A 16,421-nucleotide genomic window follows, 5' to 3' on the forward strand; every position below is an offset into this window, starting at 1 on the left:
ATGCCGCACGAGACCGTTTGCCCGGAGTGCAGCGAGCCTCTGGAACCCGACGACAAGTTCTGCGGCGTCTGCGGCGCCGACCTGTCCGCGCCCCGGCAACCGGACGCGTACGAACTGGCGCCGCCCGACCCCGCCGCCGTACCCGAACCGCCGGGCGGTGAGCCGGAGTCGTACGAGCTGGCCCCGCCGGGCAGGGACACCGACACCCTCCCCTTCGGCCTGGGCACCGCCGACCTGCCCCGGGCGCGGATCACCGATCCCCGGCTGGACCCGTCCGCGGGCGGGCCCTCGGCGTCCTCGCCCCGGTGCGTCGCCTGCGGGATGGGCGACGTCGACCCGGACGGCTACTGCGAGCACTGCGGGCACGCGCAGCCCCGGCCCCGCGACCACCAGGAGCAGGAGCTCGACGGCGTGGCCGCCGTGACCGACCGGGGCCTGCGGCACCACCGCAACGAGGACGCCTTCGCGCTGGCCACGACCGCGCTGCCCGACGGCACGCCCGCCGTCGTCGCCGTGGTGTGCGACGGGGTGTCCTCGGCGTACCGTCCCGACGACGCCTCGGAGGCGGCGGCGGGGACCGCGAGCGGCTCCCTCGCGCGCTCCCTGGCCCGCGGCGCCCGCCCCGAGGAGGCGATGCGCGACGCTCTGCTCGTGGCCGCCCAGGCGGTGACGGACCTGGCGGCCGAGACCCCCGAGGAGGAGGCCCGGCGCCACCACAACGCGCCCGCGTGCACCTGCGTCAGCGCGATCACCTCCGGCAAGACCTTCACCGTGGGCTGGATCGGGGACAGCCGCGCCTACTGGATCCCCGACGACCGCTCCGCGCCCGCCTCCCGGCTGACCGAGGACGACTCGTGGGCCGAACGCATGGTGTCGATGGGCCTGATGACGCAGGCCGAGGCGTACGCGGACGAGCGGGCCCACGCCATCACCGGCTGGCTCGGCGCGGACGCCGTGGAACTGGACCCGCACACCGCTTCCTTCGAACCGGACGAACCGGGTGTAGTGGTGGTGTGCACCGACGGACTGTGGAACTACGCGGAGTCGGCCGCGGAGCTTGCCTCCGTGGTGCCCGAGGACGCCCGCACCCGGCCGCTGCACTGCGCCCGCACCCTGGTCGGGGTCGCCATCGACGGCGGCGGCCACGACAACATCACCGTCGCCGTGCTGCCGTTCCCGGCCGCGTGACCTCTCCCTGATGCTCTCTTCCGAAGGTTGCACAAGCGCAAGGAGCGCACCCGATGGCCAACTTCTCGAAGTCGAACGTGCCGCAGTTCTCCGTCGACATCTACCAGAACGAGTTCCTGCCGGAGGGCGGGCGCGAGGTCAACGCGATCGTCACCGTGACCTCCACCGGCGGCGGCACCACCGGCGGGCTGCCGCTGGCCACCCACGGGCCCGGCGACGTGCCGGGCTCCCCGGCGGGCGCGCCCGGGGCCGCCGTGGTGATCATGGTGGACTGCTCGGGCTCCATGGACTACCCGCCGACCAAGATGCGCAGCGCCCGCGAGGCGACCGCCGCCGCCATCGACACCATCCGCGACGGCGTGGCCTTCGCCGTGGTCGCCGGCACCCACCAGGCCAAGGAGGTCTACCCGGCGAACGGCGGGCTCGCCGTCGCCGACCCGGCCACCCGGCACCAGGCCAAGGAGGCGCTGCGCAGGCTCGGTTCGGGCGGCGGCACCGCGATCGGCTCCTGGCTGCGGCTGGCCAACCGGCTGCTGTCCACGGCCGAGGTGTCCATACGGCACGGCATCCTGCTCACCGACGGCCGCAACGAGCACGAGAAGCCGGAGCAGTTGCGTGCCGCGCTGGAGTCCTGCGCGGGCCGCTTCACCTGCGACGCGCGCGGCGTCGGCACCGACTGGGAGGTCAAGGAGCTGACCGGGATCGCCTCCGCGCTGCTCGGCACGGTGGACATCGTCGCCGACCCCTCGGGCCTGGAGGCGGACTTCCGGCGGATGATGGAGACCGCGATGGGCAAGGAGGTCGCCGACGTGGCCCTGCGCGTGTGGACCCCGCAGGGCGCGGAGATCCAGTACGTCAAGCAGGTCGCGCCGACCGTCGAGGACCTCACCGCCCGCCGCACCGAGGCCGGTCCGCGCGCCGGTGACTACCCGACGGGCTCCTGGGGCGACGAGTCGCGCGACTACCACGTCAACGTCGTCGTGCCGGCGGCCGGTGTCGGCCAGGAGATGCTCGCGGCCCGGATCTCCCTCGTCCTGCCGCAGCCGGACGGCACGCCGCGCGTCCTGGGCCAGGGGCTGGTGCGGGCGCTGTGGACGGACGACATGGCGGCCTCGACGCGGATCAACCCGCAGGTCGCCCACTACACCGGGCAGGCGGAACTGGCCCAGGTCATCCAGCAGGGCCTGGAGGCCCGCAAGCAGGGCGACCTCGACTCCGCGACCGCCAAGCTCGGCCGGGCGGTTCAGCTGGCCAGCGCCTCCGGCAACGACGACACCGCCAAGCTGCTGGCCAAGGTCGTGGACGTGGTGGACGCGGTGACGGGTACTGTGCGGCTGAAGGCCCGGGTGGCCGACGCCGACGAGATGACCCTCGAGACACGTTCGACGAAGACCGTCCGTGTGAAGAAATAGAGCAGCGGGACACAGCGGGGCAGAGGGGGAGAGAGCGACATGTCGACTTGCCCGAACGGTCACCAGTCCGCGACGGACGACTGGTGCGAGGTGTGCGGAATGCGCATGTCCGCGCCACCGTCCCCCTCCGTCCCCGCCTCGCCGCCGCCACCGTCCACGTACGCGGCGCCGGGTCCGCCACCGCCCCCGCCGCCCTACTCCGGCGGCTACTCCTCCGGCTACACGCCCGGTTACGAGCCCGCCTACGACCCGGCGTACGACCCCGGGTACGGCCGCGGCCAGGGCGGCTTCGGCTACGACCCGGACGCCACCGCGGCGGCCGAGCCCTGCCCCAACTGCGGTACCCCGCGCGAGGGCTACGCCCAGTTCTGCGAGGAGTGCCGCTACGACTTCGTCACCCAGGCCGGGACGACCTTCGTCCCGTCGGCGCCGCCCTCCTCCCCCGGCTACCCGCCGGACGGGCCGCCGTACGAGCGCTACGAGTCGCAGTTGTCCCGCCCGTCGCAGATCAACCGCCCGGCGGAGCCGCTGGCCCCGGAGTCGGTGACCTCCGGCTCGGGCGACTTCCTGCTCACACCGCCGAGCCTGCCGGACCCCGGCGCCGGGCAGGCGGGCCCGCGCACCTGGACCGCGGTGATCGCCGCCGACCGGGAGTACTTCACCGGGATGATGGCCCGCAGCGGCCCGGAGGCACGCGGGCTGTACTTCCCCTCGTACTCCCCCGAGCAGCGGATGCCGCTGGCGGGCCCGCAGGTCACCGTCGGCCGCCGCCGGCACAGCACGGGCGTGGCCCCGGACATCGACCTGTCCCGGGCGCCCGAGGACCCGGGGGTCTCCCACAAGCACGCCGTGCTGGTGGAACAGCCCGACGGCAGCTGGTCGGTGGTGGACCAGGGCTCGACCAACGGCACCACGGTCAACGGCGGCGAGGACCCCATCGACCCCTTCGTGCCCGTCCCGCTCACGGACGGCGACCGCGTCCACGTCGGCGCCTGGACGACGATCACGATCGTCCGCGACTGACCCCGTCCGTTCCCGGCACGGGCCGCAGCTCCCAGCGGTGCGGCCCGTCCGGGCGGTCCAGCCAGGTCCACTGGCGGCCGTCCGCCACGCTCATGCCGAAGCGGTCCCGGGCCGGCCGGCCCTCGTCGCACCACAGGCCGTACGCCTCCTCGACGCAGGCCCACAGGTCCCGCGGCCCGGAGAGCCGGACGGTGCCGTCCGGGGCGGCGTGCGCGACCGAGCCGTCGGCGGCGGTGACCGTGGGACCGCCGGCGGTCCAGTGGACCTCGGCGTCCCCGGCGTACAGGCCGAGCAGGAAGCGGAACAGCTCGTTCTCCAGGACCCGCGGCGGGGTGTCGCCGGCACGGCTGCGCCCGGCATCGGGGCCGGCGCCGGCGGCCTCCCGGCGCGGGGCCGCGCCGGCGCCCCGCAGCGAGACGAAGTACGCGGGGGTGTGCAGGAAGCGCCCCTCGGCCCGCTCCGGGCCCGTGACGCGCAGCGCGATCAGCCCGCCCGCGAAGGGCGCGAGGATCAGCCCGCCGGGCCGGCACTGCCGCGGCCACGCCCGCGGCACCGACGGCAGCTCGCAGGTGGCGACGATCCTGTCGTACGGCGCGCGCTCCGGGCAGCCCAGCGCCCCGTCCCCGGTGACCACGGTCACCGGACGCCCGGCCGCGGCCAGGTGCGCGCGTGCGGCCTCGGTGATCTCCGCGTCGAGGTCCACCGTGGTCACCGCCCCGGCGCCCAGGCCCTGCGCCAGCAGCGCGGCGTTGTACCCCGTCCCGGCGCCGATCTCCAGCACCCGCTGCCCGTCCTCCACCCGCAGCGCCTCCAGCATGGCGGCCATCAGCGAGGGCTGGCTGCTGGAGGAGACCGGCTCCCCGCCCCGGACCAGGGTGACCAGCGGCACATCGGCGTAGGCGCCGGACAGCCAGCGGGACCGGCCGCGCGGATCGGGGTCGTCGGCCGACAGCCGGGTGAACCCGCCGTCCGAGCGGGGCCGGTGGTAGACGGGCACGAACAGATGCCGCGGCACCTCCTCGAACGCCGCCCGCCACCGCGGGTCCGCCGGCCCGCCGGCCGCGGCGATCCGGCGCACCAGCCGGGCCCGCAGCGGCACCGCCGCCGCCGCGTACCGGTCGCCATCCGTCATACGACCACTCTGCGACGGTGACCCCCTCCGGACAACGCGGGCCGTCTGAGAGCATGGGGGGCGTGAACGAGATCCCGCAGGGCACCCTGGAGCAGCAGACGTTCTTCGAGGCGGTCGGCGGCGAGCCGACCTTCCGGCGGCTCGTCCGCCGCTTCTACGAGGGCGTCGCCGAGGACCCGATCCTGCGCCCCATGTACCCCGAGGAGGACCTCGGCCCCGCGGAGGACCGGCTGCGGCTGTTCCTCATGCAGTACTGGGGCGGCCCCCGCACGTACAGCGAGAACCGCGGCCACCCCCGGCTGCGGATGCGCCACGCGCCCTTCCGCGTCGACCAGGCCGCGCACGACGCGTGGCTGCTGCACATGCGCGCGGCCATCGACGAGCTCGGTCTGGAGCCGGACCTCGAGCGGCAGCTGTGGGACTACCTGGTGTACGCGGCGGCGTCGATGGTGAACACCGCGGGCTGATCCCGCCCCCGGATGTGCCCGGATGTGTCACTGTCCGGGACTGCGCCCGCACGGACCGTTTTCCCCTGACCGTTCTGGTGTGCCCTCGACGGGCGATCGGGGGGCGGGCGACGACCGGCGCGGCGCTCGGCGACCGCGTCCCTGGTCCCGCCGGGCTCGAGCACGGCCCGCGCGACGATCTGCTGTCGAGGGGCTGCCCTGATCATGCTCATCGCGGCGGTCCTGCCGCGCCGGATCCGCAGCGACTGGCAGCCCGGGCGGCCCCTCGTCTTCTGCGCCGACGTCGCGCGGACGGGCGGCGGCGAGCCGCCGCGCCGTGCGCCGGAGCACCGCGATCCCATGCCCTCGCTGCTCGCCGCCCTCACCGGGCTCGCGACGGTCGTCGCGCCCTGACGGACCGGGGCTCGCGGACCGGGCCTAGCGGATCGGGCCTAGCGGATCGGGCTGACCGACAGCCCCGGCAGGCCGCGCCGTACGGCGACCGAGCCGTACGGCGTGCGCAGCCGCAGCCACGGGCCCGCGGCGAGCAGCAGCACCGCGGGCTGCTCGGCGGCGCGCGGTGCGGGGACGGCCGTGCGCACCGGGCGGAGGAAGCCCAGCGCGTGGGCGGCGTGCACCACCCGCAGCGGCAGACCGGTGGCGCCGAGCCGCCGGGACCAGATGTCGTCGGCGATGGCGTCCAGCTCCGCGCGGGTGCGGCTCTCGGGCCGCAGCGCCTCGCTGCGGTCGCGGAACTCGGTCACCGCGGCAGCGGCCACGGCGCGTACGTCCTCCGCGGACGGCAGCCCCTGTACCTGCTCCCAGCCGCCGCGCGGCGGAAGCAGCCCGGCCCAGGCCGGACCGGTGACGGCCGGGGGCACGGCGACCGTGCCCGTCACGTCGTCGATGCCGTCGAGCAACTGCCCGGCGGAGACCGTCGAGTCCAGGTCGCCGGCGGCCCCGTCGAGCTCGGCGGTACGGACGGCCAGGACCCCGCCGCCGAAGGGCGGCTGCCCGAACACGGCGAGCACCGTGCCCGAGGCGCGCAGCCGGACGACGGCGGCCTTGTCCCAGCGGAGCAGCCGGACCAGGAAGGCGGCGAAACCGTCCGCCTCCCTGGCGTCGACGAGGCGCAGGGGTGCCGTCATGCGGCGACTGCCTCCTTGCCGGCGGCGCCGGAGCCGCTCGCGCTGTCGTCGAAGTACTCCTCGAGGAAGGACCGCTCCTCCGCCGTGATCCGGCGCGGCCGGCCCTTCTCGAGGTTGTACGGCACCACGACCGTGGAGGCGCGCACATAGACCGCCTCCGCGTCCTTGACCTCGTACGCGACGGTCAGGGAGGCGGCGGTCAGCTTGGTCACCCACGTCTCGACGGTCACCGGCTCGTGCCGGTGCACCAGCGGGCGCAGATAGTCGATCTCGTGGCGGGCGACGACCGACCCGCCGGTGAACGACTCGCTGCCCTCCCCGGGCGCCAGCCGGAACATGAAGTCGATCCGGGCCTCCTCCAGGTAGCGGAGGAAGACCACGTTGTTGACGTGCCCGAAGGCGTCCATGTCCGACCAGCGCAGCGGGCAGCGGTAGATGTGACGCGCCATCTGCCGATCAGCCCCGGGTGAGCTTCTTGTAGGTGGCGCGGTGCGGCCGGGCCGCGTCGGCGCCGAGCCGCTCGATCTTGTTCTTCTCGTAGGACTCGAAGTTGCCCTCGAACCAGAACCACTTGGACTCGCCCTCGTAGGCGAGGATGTGGGTGGCCACCCGGTCCAGGAACCAGCGGTCGTGGGAGACGACCACGGCGCAGCCGGGGAAGTCCAGCAGCGCGTTCTCCAGCGAGGACAGGGTCTCGACGTCGAGGTCGTTCGTCGGCTCGTCGAGGAGCAGCAGGTTGCCGCCCTGCTTGAGGGTGAGCGCCAGGTTGAGGCGGTTGCGCTCACCGCCGGACAGGATGCCGGCTGGCTTCTGCTGGTCCGGGCCCTTGAAGCCGAAGGCGCTGACGTACGCGCGGGACGGCATCTCGACCTGGCCCACGTTGATGTAGTCCAGCTCGTCCGACACGACCGCCCAGAGGGTCTTCTTGGGGTCGATGTTGGCGCGGGTCTGGTCCACGTAGGAGATCTTGACCGTCTCGCCGACCTTGATCGACCCGGAGTCCGGGGCCTCCAGGCCCTGGATCATCTTGAAGAGCGTGGTCTTGCCGGCGCCGTTGGGGCCGATGACGCCCACGATGCCGTTGCGCGGCAGCGTGAAGGACAGGTCGTCGATGAGGACCTTGTCGCCGAACGCCTTGGAGAGGTTGTTCACCTCGACCACGATGCTGCCCAGACGCGGGCCCGGCGGGATCTGGATCTCCTCGAAGTCGAGCTTGCGCATCTTCTCGGCTTCGGCGGCCATCTCCTCGTAACGGGCGAGGCGGGCCTTGGACTTGGCCTGGCGGCCCTTGGCGTTGGAGCGGACCCACTCCAGCTCGTCCTTGAGCCGCTTGGCGCGCTTGGCGTCCTTCTGGCCCTCGACCTTGAGGCGGGACTGCTTGGTCTCCAGGTACGTGGAGTAGTTGCCCTGGTACGGGTAGGCGCGGCCGCGGTCGAGCTCGAGGATCCACTCGGCGACGTTGTCCAGGAAGTACCGGTCGTGGGTGATCGCCACGACGGTGCCCGCGTACTTGGCCAGGTGCTGCTCCAGCCACTGCACGGACTCGGCGTCCAGGTGGTTGGTGGGCTCGTCGAGGAGCAGCAGGTCGGGGGCCTCCAGCAGCAGCTTGCAGAGCGCGACGCGGCGCTTCTCGCCACCGGAGAGGTTGACCACGGGCCAGTCGCCGGGCGGGCAGCCGAGGGCGTCCATCGCCTGCTCCAGCTGGGCGTCCAGGTCCCAGGCGTTGGCGTGGTCCAGCTCCTCCTGCAGCTTGCCCATCTCGTCGAGCAGCGCGTCGGAGTAGTCGGTCGCCATCAGCTCGGCGATCTCGTTGAACCGGTCCAGCTTGGCCTTGACCGGGCCCACACCGTCCTGGACGTTCTCCAGCACGGTCTTGGACTCGTCCAGCGGGGGCTCCTGCAGCAGGATGCCGACCGAGTATCCAGGCGAGATGTACGCGTCGCCGTTGGACGGCTGCTCCAGACCCGCCATGATCTTGAGCACGGTGGACTTACCGGCACCGTTGGGTCCCACGACACCGATCTTCGCGCCGGGCAGGAAGTTCAGGGTGACGTCGTCGAGGATCACCTTGTCGCCGTGCGCCTTGCGCGTCTTGCGCATGGTGTAGATGAACTCAGCCAAGAGAAACCGTCCGGCATTCGATGTGTGGGCAGATACACCCCATCTTGCCAGCCGTCCACCCCCGGGCGGAAACGAGTACCCGGGCGACGTCCCTCACGCCCGCGACCTGGGCCCCACCGTCCGGCGCCCCGTCGTCACCGGCCGTCGCCGGTCCGTACGGGACGACCCCGGCTCGGCCCAGGGTCGGGCCGGGCCGTGATCGTGGCCGTGGCCGTGGCCGCACGGTCGGATCGTGAGCCCGCGGCGCGCGTCAGAAGTGACCCGCGTACAGCAGCTCGCCGTTCTCGGCGAAGACGCTGACCCGCCCGCGCCCGGTCTCGCTGTTGGTCCAGCTCGCGAACGCGTTGGCGATCAGCCTGCCGTTCTCGGACGTGGCCCGTGCGCCGTTGAGGTCCGTGGCGACGAACGCGCGGTCGGTGCCCTTCTCCCAGCCTCCGGAGATTGCCTTGATCGCATCGGCCAGCGCATAGATGGTGCCGTCATCGGCGCGCTCGCGGAGAAACGACCGCGCGGCCTTCCGCGATGCCTCGGGGTCGTCGTCGGGAGGCAGCGTGGAGACGGTGATGACCTCGTCGGGGGCGGGCCTGGACACCCAGGGGGCGTCGCACCCGGCCGTCACGGCTGATCCGGCCGCCACAACGACCAGGAGAGCAAGGTTGATTGCCGTTCTGCGCACGCGATCCTCCATGCAGGGGTGTCCTCTTGCCGTTGCCGTGCAGTTGACGCGTCGGTGACCGCGCAGACCCTACCGGGCAAGAGGCCAGGGCTTGTCGGCCTGGATCGATTGCCGCCGGGTCCCGCCGGCGACGGCGGGCGTGCCGGGGAACTGCGAAGGGGGCGGAGGTCTGTCGACCTCCGCCCCCTTCACTCAGGAGCGGCCTGCGGGGTCAGTTCACTCGGCGGAGGGGGCCGCCTTCTTCTTCCGGAGGAAGAAGACCGCGCCGCCACCGACGACGACCAGGGCGATCGCGATGCCGGCGATCACCGGGGTGGCGCTGCTCGACCCGGTCTCGGCGAGGTCGCCACCGGTGGTGGAGCCGATGTCACCCGTGCCCTCGGAGGAGCCGCCGGCCGTGGCCGGGCTGGGCGAGGAGGACGGGGTGCCGCCGCCGTTGCCGGCGGTCTGGCAGTCGAGAACGCCCTCGAAGGTCTTCTCGAAGCCCTCGGGGCCGGAGATGGTGACCTTGTAGTGCTGGTCCTCGGCCACCGGCACGGTGATGGTCTCGGACTTGCCGGCCTCGACCGTGTAGTCCTTGTCGGCCAGCTTGAAGGTGAACGGCTGGTCGCCCTCGTTGGCGGCCGTCACGTCCAGGCCGTTCTTGGCGCAGTTGACCTCGGCGGAGACCGCGGGGATCGGGCCCTTGGCGGCCCAGGTGCCGGTCGCGGTCGCGGAGACGGAGCTGTCGCTGGAGCCGGCGAGGATCTGGACCTGGGTGGTGCTGTCGACGCCCGTGAAAGCGCGGCCGACCGGCAGCTTGGTGTTGGCCGTGGCGGTCAGCGAGGTCGTGCCGTCGGGGGTGCCGGCCGCGACGTCGAAGTAGAGCTCGTCGCCGTCCTTGGCGGAGGTGACCGCGGTGCCGTTCTTGTCGGTGACCTTGACGCCGGAGGGGTTGCCGGGCGCGGGGCTCACCTGGACGGTGGCGGCGTTGGTGCCGACCTTGATCGGACCGAGCAGGTCACCGGCCTTGCCGGAGACCGCGGGCGGGTCGAGGGTCAGCGACGCCGCGGGCTCCTTGAGGTCCTTGGCGTTCCCCTCCAGCCAGTCCGCGAGCTGCTCGGCGACCGGGTTGACCGCGGTCACGTCGGCCTTGTCGGAGAAGCGCCAGATGGCCACCTGAGTACCGGCGGCGGCGAGCTCCGGAGTCAGCGCGCCGTCCTCGATCTCAGCCGTCTTCTGCAGGGCGGAGAGGTCGTCGACCTGGGGGTACGAGTTCTGCAGGATCCAGTTGATCTTCCCCGCATCGTCGTTGTCGTGCAGGCTCGACTGGTCCCAGGAGACTTCCTTGTACTTCGCCTCGGTCTGCGTGGGGTTCTTGATGTCGATGCAGTACGTCTGGATCGTGCCGCCGCCGTCGACGGACATCTCGAAGAGGCCGGCGCTGACGTGCTCCTCCGCCTTGCCCTCCTCCTTGATGACGGCCTTGTCGGCGGTCTTCAGGCCGCCGAGCGTCGCCGTCGCACCGGGCGCGGTGGGGGTCGCGTCGTCCGCGATGGCGGACCCGGCAACGGCTATGGAACCCGCCGCGAGGAGGCCGGAGGCCACCATCGCAACGGAAAGACGGGCAGCTCCCCGCCTCCGTACAGTGAACATGAATTTCCCCTCCGGGCGAGGCTGGTCGTGGGGGCACGCCTCGCCGTCAGCTGTGGATCCCCGCGGAAAGCCGGGGTACCGCTGAATCCTAGGAACCAACCGCACCAAAGCCACCGGGATTCACGGCCGCCCGAGAATTCGAATCGCAATCGTTACCCGTGCGTAGGCATGAACGTGAAATTGTCGATAAATCATCGACGTTTTACCGCAGGGCGAATGCGCAGCTGTCCGGCTTATCCGGACAGTGCGGCCAGTGGATCACCGGCCGGCGACTCCCCGGCGCCGGCCGCGGAATTCGGAACCATGAGTTCCGGCCGGGCCGCGGACAGCCGCCGGAACGCCGAGGTGCCCCGCGTCAGATCGTGGCCGCAGGCGATCGCGTCGACGTCGGCCGAGATCCAGCGCTGACCGTCGCGCTCCTCCTCACGCACCCTCAGGCGGCCCTGGACGAGCAGCGGTTCGCCGACCCCGACCGAGGCCACCACGTTCTCCCCCAGCTGCCGCCAGGCCCACACCGTGTAGAAGCTGGTGTGCCCGTCCGACCAGCCGCCGCGCTCCCGGTCCCAGCGGCGCGCTGTCGTGGCCAGGCGGAACCTGGCGACCGGGACGCCCGTGGGCGTCTTGCGGAATTCCGGCCTGGTGGCGACATTCCCCACGACGGTGACCAGTGTCTCGTTCATTGCCGATGCTCCCCCGTTGCCGTCGCCGGCCGGCGACCCCCTGCCGCCGGCCCCGCGATGGCTCCATGGTGCGCCCGCCGCGCCCCCCGTGGAGGAATCGGATTCAACCTGTGGATTACTGGCCCGCTGTGGACAACTCCGTCATCCGGAAGTGGTTTCCGGTGAGCACCCCGTACTGCTCCCGCACTTCCCGGTAGCGCAGCAATTCCGCCGCCAGCGGTTCCAGCACCCGCGCCCGCCCGCAGTCGGCCGCCGCGTCGGCCATCCGCCGCTCCGCGGCCTGACCGTGCCGCCGGGCCGGGCCCCGGGCCGCGAACCGGCTCACCCGGGTGAGCACCGGACCGCCCAGAGCGCCCACGGCCAGCAGCACGGGCGGCAGCCACCACGGCAGCCGCAGCGCGCCCGCCGCCGTCACGGTCCCGGAAACCAGCGCCGCCGTCGCGAGCAGCGCCAGCAGCCACTGCGCCGTGCCGACCGCCGACCACCACCGGGGACGCAGCGGCTCGTCGGGCGCCGCCCGCTCCACCGCCGTGTCCAGCGCCTCCGGGAGCGTGCGCCCACCGCGGCGCGCCGCTTCCCGTACCGCCTGCGCCCATGGAGCGGGCAGCCCTGCCACGGCCTCCGCCGCGACCGACCGCACCGCCTCGTCGACCGACGCGCGGGACGCCGACAGCGCCGGGCGGCGGCCGTCGAAGGCGTCGTCGCCCGACCCGCCGCCGCGGACCCGGCGCAGTTGCCGCCACGGGGTGCCGCACGCCTCGTCGGCGGCCCTGGCCCACGCGCGCTCCGCCGCCCGGCCCGCCGCCGCGGCGCCGACGGCATGCGCGAGGCTCGCCGTGAAGTCCTCGCGGGCCCGGTCGGTGAGCCCCGTCACCCCCTCCGCGACGTACAGCGGGCGCAGCCGCTCGGCGAGCCCGTCCACGTCCGCGGACAGCCGCCGGCTCGCGGCGGCGCGCTCGGACACGACCTGGCCGACGGCCGCCCTCAGTTCCGGGACGCCGTCGCCGCTCAGCGCCGAGACGGCCATCACCATGGCGCCGTCCTCGCCGTGCTCGCCGACGGCGAGCCCGTCGTCGTCGAGGAGGCGCCGCAGGTCGTCCAGGACCTGCTCGACGGCCTCCTCCGGGAGCCGGTCGATCTGGTTGAGGACGACGATCGTCACGTCGGCGTGCCCGGCCAGCGGCCGCAGGTAGCGCTCGTGGAGCGCGGCGTCCGCGTACTTCTCCGGGTCGAGCACCCACACGATCACGTCCACGAGCTTCAGCACCCGGTCCACCTGGTCGCGGTGGGCGGTCGCCGCCGAGTCGTGGTCCGGCAGGTCGAGCAGGACCAGGCCGGCGGGCCCGTCGTCCGTCCGTTCCGCCACCGCGTCCAGGGCGCTGTGCCGGGCGAACCGGGCCTTGGGCGCGATGCCGAGCCGGTCCAGCAGCCCGGAGGCGCCCCGGGGGTCCCAGGCGCAGGCGACGGGTGCGGAGGTCGTGGGCCGCCGGACGCCGATCCTCGACAGCTCCAGTCCGGTCAGCGCGTTGAACAGCGACGACTTGCCGCTGCCGGTCGCCCCGGCGAGCGCCACCACCGTGTGGTCGGCGGAGAGCCGGCGCCGGTCGCCGACCCGTTCCAGCAGCTCCCCCGCCCCGTCGAGCGCCTCGTGGCTCACGCGGGTGCGCGACAGCCCGAGCAGTTCCGACAGCGCGTCCACCCGCTCCGTGAGCACCTGATCACCTCTCCTGCAGTCCGTACGACTTCTGCACGACCGAAAGCTCCGCGATCAGCGCGGCCTGCTGGCCCGCCGTCACATCCAGGGCCTCCACCGGGAGCACCCGCAGTTCCCGCTCGGCGTCGAGCACGTCGCCGACGAGCCGGTCCAGTTCCTCGCGCGCCCGGTCGCCCGCCCGCAGCGCCGCGTGCGCGCCGACGAGGGAGGCAAGCCGTTCCCCCGCGACCGTGCCCTTGCGGCCGCCGAGCACGGCGACGGCGATCAGCGCCGCCGCGTGCTGCGGATCGGCGCCCTCGGCGCTCCCGCGCACCGCCTTGTGCGCCAGGCGGTTCACCGTGAACCCCCAGGTGTCGACGGCCTCCTCGATCCGCTCGGCCGCCTCGTCCGCCGCCGCCTCCGGTTCGGTGTCCTCCGCCAGGACGGCGCCGGCGCGGTCGCCGCGCCAGGCGTCGAGGGTCCGCTCGTCCGCCGTCGCGACCTCGGTGCGCAGCAGCGCGGCCAGGCTGTCGGCCAGGGCGGCCGCCAGGGCCGCCGGGCCGCAGTCGGGATAGCCGCGCCAGCTGGCCAGGGCCTCACCGGCGAGCAGCGCCCCTTCCCCGACGGCCTCCTGGACGCGCGATTCGGCCTCGTCGTAGGCCTCGTCCACATGACGGGTCAGGCGCACCGCCGCGGCGTGCTGCGCGGCCGAGGCGCCGGCCAGTTCCGGGAGCCGGTTCCCGAGCGAGCCGAGTACGCCGGACGCGGTGCGCCGCACCGCCTGGTGCCGTGCCGCCGGGTCCTCGGCGCAGTGCGCGAGCCAGCTGCCGAGCGCCGCCACCGCGGTGTGCGGCAGCAGCCCGCCGGACCCGGCGGACTCCGGCAGCTCCGGAACGGTGAAGCGCGGCACGTCCCCGAGCCCGGCGCGGGTCAGCAGCGCCGCGTAGTGCTGGGAGACGTCCTCGGCGATCTGGTGCGGCACCCGGTCCAGGACGGTGGCCAGGGTGACGTCGTACTCCTTGGCCGTACGGAGCAGGTGCCACGGCACGGCGTCGGCGTAGCGCGACGCGGTGGTCACCAGGATCCAGATGTCGGCCGCGCAGAGCAGTTCGGCCGCGAGTTCGCGGTTGCGGGAGACGAGGGAGTCGATGTCGGGCGCGTCCAGCAGGGCGAGGCCGCGCGGCAGCGTGTCGTCGGTCTCCAGGCGTAGCCACAGCCTGGTCTCCTCCGCCTCGCGCTCCTCGTCGTTCCCGTCCGCACCCTCGGCCCCGTCGGCGTCGGCCGCGGTCCGGGGCCGCGGCGCCCAGGCGCGGGCCAGGCCCGGCAGCACCCGCGGATCGGCGAACCACGCGCGGTCCTGGGGGTGGCACACGAGCACCGGTGTGCGCGTCGTGGGGCGCAGCACGCCCGCGTCGCTCACCCGGCGCCCGATCAGCGAGTTCACGAGCGTGGACTTCCCCGCGCCCGTCGAACCGCCCACCACGGCCAGCAGCGGCGCTTCGGGCGCCTTCAGCCGGGGCACCAGATAGTCGTCGAGCTGCGCCAGCAGTTCCTGTCGTGTGCGGCGGGCCCGCTCGGTTCCGGGAAGGGGGAGCGGAAAGCGCGCGTCCGCGACGCAGCCGCGCAGCGCCGACAGCGCGTCGAGGAGTTCGGGCCGTACATCCAAGATCGCCACAGTGGCAGAATGCCCCATTTTGATGGGTTTTTGAAGCGTATTCCGCCTGGTTCACATCATTCGGCCCGCAAGAAGGCCGGAACGGGACAGAAGGGCCGGAAGAGACACCGGCATAACGAGTGCACAACAGCCGTCGGCTGAGGCGGCAAAACTGGTGCGACATTCGCACCTGCCTGCGATTATCAGACCGCTTCACCGAACCTACACAACGTGTCATGAAGGCGAAGCAACCGGCCGCACATCAGCCGCGCCCTATCCTTGTCCCCGGCAAGGTCACGGAACCGTCGACACAAGGGGCGGGTTCGGTCGCGGCCAACGTCCGGCCCCCGTAGCTCAGTGGATAGAGCAGGCGCCTTCTAAGCGCTTGGCCGCAGGTTCGAGTCCTGCCGGGGGCACCCACTGCGCCCCTCCTGATGGAGGGGCTTTTTTGCTGGTCGCAGCCCTGTCGCCGGGTGAGGCGGGCCGCGCCGGGCCACTCCCGTACGGGTCACGGCAGGGCTGCAACGCCGCCCGGCCGCCACGGGGTTCGCGCCGGTGGCGCGGTCGCACGGGTGCCGGGTCCCGGTGGCGGTGCGGCGATCGTCACCCGGCTCGGGGGGTCTCCCCCGGCCTCGATCCGCGTCCGGTGATCATCGGCCCGGCCGGAGACACAACGCGCGTAGGCGGCAGGCGGAACGGGAGCCCTGCTGCCCGCCCACCCGGCGAGTCACGCCCGTGGGGGGCCCGCGTCGGGCCACCGGGCCGGGCGGGTGTGCCGCAGGTCGTGGACCCGTGTGCCGGGCGGCGAGGCGAACTCGGACGGCGTGAGGACCCACCGCCGAGCGGTGCGCCCGGCGCGGCGAAAAACCGACCCCCGAGGCGGTCCACCGCGCCCGGCCGGGCGGCCCAAACGAGACATTCCCCCCGGAGCGATCTCCGGGGGGAATGTCACGTGCTCCAGGCGCCGGCGGGGACGGCGCGTCAGGCGGGGTACCCGGCCGCACCCTGGGGCGGGTGCGGCCGGCCGGTGTTCATGGCCGGGTGTTCTGCCCTCCTGGCGCCCCCGTGGCCCTGCGCGACGCTCAGTACTGCTCGGTCTCCACGAAACCCGCACCCGCGCCGTCGTCCGCGCCGAAGGCGGCGGCGGTCGGGTCGAATCCGGGCGGGCTGTCCTTCAGGGCCAGGCCCAGACCGGCCAGCTTCGCCTTGACCTCGTCGATCGACTTCGCACCGAAGTTGCGGATGTCGAGCAGGTCGGCCTCGGAGCGGGTCAGGAGCTCGCCCACGGAGTGGACGCCCTCGCGCTTGAGGCAGTTGTAGGAACGGACGGTGAGCTCGAGCTCCTCGATCGGGAGCGCCAGGTCCGCCGCCAGGGCGGCGTCCACCGGCGACGGGCCCATGTCGATGCCCTCGGCGTCGACGTTCAGCTCACGGGCGAGACCGAACAGCTCGACCAGGGTCTTGCCCGCCGAGGCCACCGCGTCACGCGGACGCATCGCGGGCTTGGTCTCGACGTCGACGACCAGCTTGTCGAAGTCGGTGCGCTGCTCGACACGGGTCGCCTCGACCTTGTAGCTGACCTTGAGCACCGGGCTGTAGATCGAGTCGACCGG

At 73.3% G+C, this 16,421-nt stretch carries 15 protein-coding genes and 1 tRNA gene; 6 read left to right on the forward strand and 10 right to left on the reverse strand.

Annotated features, from left to right (window positions below; translation table 11 throughout):
* The 3 genes from CHF15_RS29675 to CHF15_RS29685 all read left to right on the forward strand — a co-directional run bounded on the left by CHF15_RS29675 (position 1) and on the right by CHF15_RS29685 (position 3,623).
* A complete protein-coding gene (locus CHF15_RS29675; RefSeq protein WP_089226967.1) occupies positions 1–1,188 on the forward strand; it encodes a PP2C family serine/threonine-protein phosphatase in 1,188 nt (395 codons plus the stop codon).
* A gap of 53 nt (positions 1,189–1,241) precedes the next feature.
* The gene (locus tag CHF15_RS29680) at positions 1,242–2,600 is read left to right on the forward strand and encodes a VWA domain-containing protein (protein ID WP_089226968.1); all 1,359 of its coding nucleotides are present in this window, start codon (positions 1,242–1,244) and stop codon (positions 2,598–2,600) included.
* A 99-nt stretch (positions 2,601–2,699) separates the two neighbouring features.
* The gene (locus CHF15_RS29685; RefSeq protein ID WP_375818753.1) at positions 2,700–3,623 is read left to right on the forward strand and encodes an FHA domain-containing protein; all 924 of its coding nucleotides are present in this window, start codon (positions 2,700–2,702) and stop codon (positions 3,621–3,623) included.
* Here the strand turns inward: CHF15_RS29685 and CHF15_RS29690 are convergent.
* Complete coding sequence (locus CHF15_RS29690; protein ID WP_089226970.1) at positions 3,604–4,755, reverse strand: methyltransferase domain-containing protein; 1,152 nt, start codon at positions 4,753–4,755, stop codon at positions 3,604–3,606. The two genes, CHF15_RS29685 and CHF15_RS29690, sit on opposite strands and share 20 nt — an antisense overlap.
* Positions 4,756–4,817: 62 nt before the next feature.
* Here CHF15_RS29690 and CHF15_RS29695 point away from each other — a divergent pair, with 62 nt between their 5' ends.
* Both CHF15_RS29695 and CHF15_RS29700 read left to right on the forward strand, forming a co-directional pair.
* Positions 4,818–5,222 carry a globin gene (locus CHF15_RS29695; RefSeq protein ID WP_089226996.1) on the forward strand — a complete coding sequence of 135 codons (405 nt, stop codon included), beginning with the start codon at positions 4,818–4,820 and terminating at the stop codon, positions 5,220–5,222.
* Between the two features lie 204 nt (positions 5,223–5,426).
* Positions 5,427–5,615 carry a hypothetical protein gene (locus CHF15_RS29700; protein ID WP_089226971.1) on the forward strand — a complete coding sequence of 63 codons (189 nt, stop codon included), beginning with the start codon at positions 5,427–5,429 and terminating at the stop codon, positions 5,613–5,615.
* 38 nt (positions 5,616–5,653) lie between these two features.
* Here the strand turns inward: CHF15_RS29700 and CHF15_RS29705 are convergent, their stop codons facing one another.
* The 8 genes from CHF15_RS29705 to CHF15_RS29740 all read right to left on the reverse strand — a co-directional run bounded on the left by CHF15_RS29705 (position 5,654) and on the right by CHF15_RS29740 (position 14,820).
* Positions 5,654–6,349 (reverse strand): hypothetical protein, encoded by a 696-nt coding sequence (locus CHF15_RS29705; RefSeq protein ID WP_089226972.1) that lies wholly within the window; start codon positions 6,347–6,349, stop codon positions 5,654–5,656.
* Positions 6,346–6,798: an acyl-CoA thioesterase gene (locus CHF15_RS29710; protein WP_089226973.1), complete on the reverse strand. Its 453-nt coding sequence runs from the start codon at positions 6,796–6,798 to the stop codon at positions 6,346–6,348. The genes CHF15_RS29705 and CHF15_RS29710 overlap by 4 nt, the downstream gene beginning before the upstream one ends.
* Positions 6,799–6,805: 7 nt before the next feature.
* Positions 6,806–8,470 (reverse strand): energy-dependent translational throttle protein EttA, encoded by a 1,665-nt coding sequence (ettA, locus tag CHF15_RS29715; protein WP_089226974.1) that lies wholly within the window; start codon positions 8,468–8,470, stop codon positions 6,806–6,808.
* 250 nt (positions 8,471–8,720) lie between these two features.
* The gene (locus CHF15_RS29720) at positions 8,721–9,158 is read right to left on the reverse strand and encodes a hypothetical protein (RefSeq protein ID WP_143681656.1); all 438 of its coding nucleotides are present in this window, start codon (positions 9,156–9,158) and stop codon (positions 8,721–8,723) included.
* Positions 9,159–9,362: 204 nt separating this feature from the next.
* Positions 9,363–10,781 carry an LAETG motif-containing sortase-dependent surface protein gene (locus tag CHF15_RS29725; RefSeq protein WP_089226976.1) on the reverse strand — a complete coding sequence of 473 codons (1,419 nt, stop codon included), beginning with the start codon at positions 10,779–10,781 and terminating at the stop codon, positions 9,363–9,365.
* Between the two features lie 233 nt (positions 10,782–11,014).
* Positions 11,015–11,461: a single-stranded DNA-binding protein gene (locus CHF15_RS29730; RefSeq protein ID WP_089226977.1), complete on the reverse strand. Its 447-nt coding sequence runs from the start codon at positions 11,459–11,461 to the stop codon at positions 11,015–11,017.
* 115 nt (positions 11,462–11,576) lie between these two features.
* Positions 11,577–13,175: a GTPase gene (locus CHF15_RS29735; RefSeq protein WP_089226978.1), complete on the reverse strand. Its 1,599-nt coding sequence runs from the start codon at positions 13,173–13,175 to the stop codon at positions 11,577–11,579.
* Between the two features lie 4 nt (positions 13,176–13,179).
* On the reverse strand, positions 13,180–14,820 hold the full coding sequence (locus tag CHF15_RS29740) for a dynamin family protein (protein WP_179280020.1): 1,641 nt from the start codon (positions 14,818–14,820) through the stop codon (positions 13,180–13,182).
* Positions 14,821–15,151: 331 nt separating this feature from the next.
* Between CHF15_RS29740 and CHF15_RS29745 the strand changes: the two genes are divergently transcribed.
* A tRNA-Arg gene (locus tag CHF15_RS29745) sits at positions 15,152–15,224 on the forward strand.
* A gap of 666 nt (positions 15,225–15,890) precedes the next feature.
* Here CHF15_RS29745 and CHF15_RS29750 read toward each other — a convergent pair.
* Positions 15,891–16,421, reverse strand: a 531-nt coding sequence (locus tag CHF15_RS29750; RefSeq protein ID WP_322975708.1) for a DNA-directed RNA polymerase subunit alpha C-terminal domain-containing protein, incomplete at its 5' end; no start/stop codon positions are given.

Source organism: Actinacidiphila glaucinigra, assembly GCF_900188405.1.
Lineage (GTDB): Bacteria > Actinomycetota > Actinomycetes > Streptomycetales > Streptomycetaceae > Actinacidiphila > Actinacidiphila glaucinigra.